This is a genomic window from uncultured Meiothermus sp. (assembly GCF_937863175.1).
Taxonomy (GTDB): domain Bacteria; phylum Deinococcota; class Deinococci; order Deinococcales; family Thermaceae; genus Meiothermus.
This window is the reverse complement of sequence record NZ_CALMCQ010000311.1, coordinates 1-4,800: the sequence shown is the minus strand read 5'-3', so window position 1 is coordinate 4,800 and position 4,800 is coordinate 1. Positions and strand designations below refer to the sequence as shown.

The 4,800-nt window shown below is 61.8% G+C and carries 5 protein-coding genes; all 5 read right to left on the bottom strand.

Annotated features, from left to right (window positions below; genetic code table 11):
• Window positions 1-24: 24 nt before the first annotated feature.
• Window positions 25-654, bottom strand: a complete 630-nt coding sequence (locus Q0288_RS11850; protein ID WP_299430664.1) for an FtsQ-type POTRA domain-containing protein — start codon at window positions 652-654, stop codon at window positions 25-27.
• A gap of 142 nt (window positions 655-796) precedes the next feature.
• A complete protein-coding gene (locus Q0288_RS11845) occupies window positions 797-1,633 on the bottom strand; it encodes a UDP-N-acetylmuramate dehydrogenase (protein ID WP_299430662.1) in 837 nt (278 codons plus the stop codon).
• Window positions 1,630-3,003 carry a UDP-N-acetylmuramate--L-alanine ligase gene (gene murC, locus Q0288_RS11840; protein ID WP_299430661.1) on the bottom strand — a complete coding sequence of 458 codons (1,374 nt, stop codon included), beginning with the start codon at window positions 3,001-3,003 and terminating at the stop codon, window positions 1,630-1,632. Before murC ends, Q0288_RS11845 begins: the two co-directional genes overlap by 4 nt.
• On the bottom strand, window positions 3,000-4,034 hold the full coding sequence (locus Q0288_RS11835; protein WP_299430659.1) for a glycosyltransferase: 1,035 nt from the start codon (window positions 4,032-4,034) through the stop codon (window positions 3,000-3,002). Before Q0288_RS11835 ends, murC begins: the two co-directional genes overlap by 4 nt.
• 145 nt (window positions 4,035-4,179) lie before the next feature.
• Window positions 4,180-4,800: FtsW/RodA/SpoVE family cell cycle protein (locus tag Q0288_RS11830; RefSeq protein WP_299430657.1), on the bottom strand; the 621-nt coding region annotated here is incomplete at its 5' end.

Sequence of the window (4,800 nt, the reverse complement as noted above, 5' to 3'; positions counted from 1 at the left end):
TTCCAACATCTAAACCTACGAGAATCATCGGCGAGCACTCACCCCCCAGGAATACACATAGATACGGCTATCCGACGAAACGCCGGGGTGCGCAAGAGAGTTGCTTGCGTCACTTTTGCCTATTCTGCGGACTTTGGCCCAATCTTGCAACTCTCTGACATTCTTGCCCCATACATTAAGGTTTGGGGCCAGAACCTGAAAGCCAGCTACACTGTAGCGGATGCGCGTTGCATCTGGAAAAGTTTGCACCAGCAAAAGCAGATCTGCAATGGGAATTTCGCCCCTTCCCTCCAGCACTGGATCCCGTGCGGGGGCGCCCGGCAACAGCAGGCCATCACGGCTCAGGCCATAGCGTTCACCGCCCTGGATGAGGCTGGCAAGTGAGGTGCGCTCTTCGAGTACGATGCGCAGCCGGCCCAGAGCAGGGCGCTCGAGGGTGGCGCTTTTGACCCAGGGGTTTTGCCGCAGAGCCTCGAGTTTATGGGGCCAGGCCCAGAGCCACGGACGACCCGGCTCGAGGCCGGTGATCTGCTGCACGAAGGTATCGGAAAGCTGCCGGTTGCCCGCCACCTCAACATCCTCGATGGGCAACACCACATAAGAGCCAATCCCCAGCGAGGCCAGCAGCAAGGCGACGAGCACCGCCCGGATCATGCCATCCCCCTTTCGAGCGAAGGAACACCGTGCGTTGCACTGGGGAGCACCGCTCGCGCCCTGGAGCAGGAGGGAAAAGGCAGATAAATCAGATGGTGTATGTCTGCGCCCCGGTTCCCAGCCCCCCCTCTATTCATTCTCCTCACAAGCTCACCTCCATCTCGTCGGGTACGATCTCGCCCCAGATTTCCCACTCTAGCTCGAGCGGCAGCACAGCCTGTACTTTGCGGATCAGGGCATACATCTCGGCAGCGGTGGCCCCACCCAGATTGACCAGGAAGTTGCCGTGCTCGAGGCTGATCATAGCTTTGCCCACGGCGGTTCCTTTGAGGCCGTTTACATCTATCAAGCGCCCCGCCGAGTCGCCGGGGGGATTCTTGAAAGCACAGCCCGCACTTTTCTTTTTGGGCTGGCCCTTGCGAGCAGCATCCACCAGGGCGATCTTGGCCCGCACCCCTTCTTCGCTGGAAGATTGTAGCTTCAGCTTGACCCGTGTGACGATTCCGCCCCTGGGTAAGGCCGAATGCCGGTAGCGAAAACCCAGTTCACTGGGCTGGTAGAGTCGCAGGGCGCCATCGTGGAAAATCTCGACCTGTTCCAGGGCATCGGCCATCTCGCCAAAACGGGTGCCAGCGTTCATCTTGACCGCACCCCCCACCTGGGCTGGAACGCCGTGCAAGCCTTCCAGTCCGCTCAGGCCCAGCCGTGCCGAGGCCTGCAGCAGACTGGGCACCAGCGCTGCCGCGCCGACCCAACCCGAGAAGTCGGGGTTCCAGCCCGCGAACTCGCCTCCCAGTCGAATGACCCGTTCATTCACGCCACTATCCGCGACCAGCAGGTTGGAGCCATTGCCCAGCACCCGGTAGGGGGCCTCGGTCGCGTGTTGTAAGTCGGAGAGGGTTTCCACGATCCAGACCTCGGCCTCGCCTCCCACCCCGATGGTGGTGAGCCTGGACAGGTCGAGGCGTTGGATCTTCATACCGCCTCCTTAGCAGCCGCCAACATGCGCCCCAGCTTCGACACACTCCCGGCTCCAATGGTCAGGATCAGATCGCCCGGTGTGGCAGTCTGGCGCAGGTAGCTCAGGGTGTTGTCCCAGTTGTCGTAACGTGCAAGGTGTCCCTGTGCATGCAGGTGTTCCAGCATGTGTTGGGCGATCTGGGCGCTGGTTAGCGTGAGAGGGGTCTCTTCGGCGCTGTAAACATCGAGAATCAGGGCTTCGTCGGACTGCTCCAAAGCCTGGGCGTACAGCGGCCACTCCTGCTCGCTACGGCCAAAGCGGTGGGGCTGGAAGACCGCCCGCACGCGCAAGCCTGTGCTGCGAGCGGCTTTGAGCACGGCGAACAATTTGGTGGCGTTGTGGGCATAGTCGTCAACAATCAAAGCCCCGTTTAGCAGGCCCACCTTTTCAAAACGACGGCTGGCTCCGGTGTACAGGTAAAGCCCCTGCTGGACAGCCTCAAAAGGAATACCCACGACCAGCGCTGCCGCAGCCGCCGCAAGGGCATTGGAGATATTGTGTTCACCGGGTACTTGCAGCCGCACCTTCCCCCGGGTCTGGTTCTGCCAGACCAGATCGAAGTGGCTACCAAACGGCTCGAGGGCGATATTTACCGCATGGCAGTCGCCACAGGTCAGCCCAAAGCTGCTCCGCGACCTGCCCTGGGTTAGTTCTTCCAGCAGGCGCCAGCGGGGTTCACAGTTGTAGATGACGTGTTTGGCCCGGCTGGCGAACGAGCGCACCGCGTCATGCAAAGCCTCAAAAGAAGCGTGGTAGTTAGGGCGGGCCTGTCCGTCGGGCGATACATGGTCGGCCTCGAGATTGGTAATCACCGCCACATCCAGCTCCAGAAAGCGAAACAGCGGGTCGGACTCGTCCACCTCGGCAATCCGGTATCGTCCGGTGCCTACCTTGGCGCTGCCCCCAATCAAGCCCAGCTCGGCGCCCAGAAGCACCGTGGGGTCGGTCTGGGCTGCTATAAAAATGCTGGCGATCATGGAGGCGGTGCTGGTCTTGCCATGCGAGCCAGTGATGCCCAGGCTGTAGCCCCCGCGCAGAATTTCGGCTACCACCTGAATCCGCCGCCAGACCGGGATGCCCAGGGTGTGCGCAGTGGCGAGTTCGGGCTCGAGATCCCTGATGGCGGTGGAGGCTACCAGCACGTCTACCCCAGGCAGGTGTTGGGGGCTGTGGCCCAGCGCGACCCGAATACCCTCGCGCTCGAGGTGTCGGGTCTGGTCGGTGAGCTGGCGGTCACAGCCACTGACCAGGTGCCCGTCCATGCGCAGGATGCGGGCCAGCCCGCTCATGCTGATCCCGCCAATGCCCATCAGGTGATAGTGCTTCACGCCGCCTCCAAAACAACCTGGGCCAGCCGCTCCGCTGCCCCGGCTGGCGACAACCCCCCAAGTCTATCGCGGATTTGCGCCCGAGTGGGGGGGTCGAGTAGAGCATTAAGCTGGGCCTCGAACTGATCCCAGGACGCAAGCAGCAGGGCTGCATTGCGCTCGGCATAAAAGCCCACATTGGCCTGCTGCGCTCCCCCGTCCAGATTCCGCGGTAGCGGCACGCCCAACACCGGTACCCGGTGATAGGCCGCCTCCGACAGGGTGCCGGCCCCGCCACGGGTGATGGCAAACTCGGCAGCGCTCCAGGCCAGTACACTGTCCACATAACCCCGCACCATGTAATGGGGCCGTTCTTTGGACTTCATCACATGCTCCCAGCGCAGGCCAGACTGGTGCAAGACCTGCCACTCGCCCAATAGGGGATAGAGCCGCTCGGGCAGTTGTTCGTTGAGTTCCTTGCTGCCCTGACTCCCACCCATGATCAGGATGGTAGGACGTTCTGGATCCAACCCCAGTGCGACACTGGCCTCGGCTTGGCTGCGTTTTTCCTCGCGTACCGGGTAACCCACTACCTGGGTTTTGGCGGCCAGCCGAGGTTCTAGTTTCATGGGAGTAGAGAGTGTGACCCGGCAGGCCAGCCGGGCCAAGATCCGATTGGCCAGACCCAGTTTGGCATTCTGCTCGTGAATGACCATCGGAACACCCAGCAATGCGGACACCAAAGCTACCGGAAAACCCGCATAGCCGCCCATGCTCAATACCGCTCTGGGCCGCAGTTCCCGCACGACCCGCTGGGCTTCCCACAGGCCCCGCAAAACCTTCATCCCCTCCCCCGGACGCAGCGCATCGCGCGAGAGTTTGCCGGCTGGGATGATGCGGAAAGGCAGCTTGGCTTCGGGCAGTACCCGTTCTTCAAGCCCACCTTGAGCCCCCACATACGTCACAGGCTCTCCGGCAGCCAGCAGAGCCCGCGCTGCTGCCAGCCCTGGATAGAAGTGTCCGCCGGTTCCGCCGCCGGTGACGATCACCATGCGCCTCCTTTGTGGAGCAGGGGGGCAGGGCGAAGCAGGGTGGAGGATGGGAGAGCGGGAGCCAATGTTGTTATCTTTCTCCAGACTCCTAACACGTTAGCACGGTGCTCCCATGCACTTTGCGCCATTGTTCCCCTGCACGGTTTCACTGCTGGGCCTCCTTTGCTCTACCTTCCTGCTTGTGAGCGAAGGCCTCGCGCGAGAGGGCCTGCAAGAGCCCCATGGCCAGTCCCGCCATCAGCATCGAATTCCCGCCCATGCTAACCAGGGGCAGCGGAGAACCTCCGATCGGGACGGTACCGATGACGGCTGCGATGTTGAGGGCGGCTTGTAAAACGATGTACAGGGTTAGACCCAAGGCCAGGACGCTTTTGGAGCCTTCCAGATTCGCCGCGATCTGAAGTCCTCTGGCCAGTATTAACCACAGGGCCAGCAAGACCATAAAGCCCGCCAGCCAGCCACCGGCCCAGATGATGGAGGCCAGCACAAAGTCGTTGTGGGATTCGGGCAGGTTGGGCATCCGAGACCCCACCCCCTGCCCAAAAAGCCCCGCGTTCACGATGATCTTATGGGCCTGGGTGATCTGATATAAAGGCCCCCGGATCACTTCAGAACTCAGTTCATGTACCCGCCCTGTCACGTAGGTACTCCAGCTATCGAAGCGGTCGCGTACTTTTTCAAACCGATCCAGATAGAGCCCCGAGACCGAGAGGGCCAGAATCCAGGCTGTGGCTCCAATCGCCAGCAGACGTCGCCAGGGAACCCC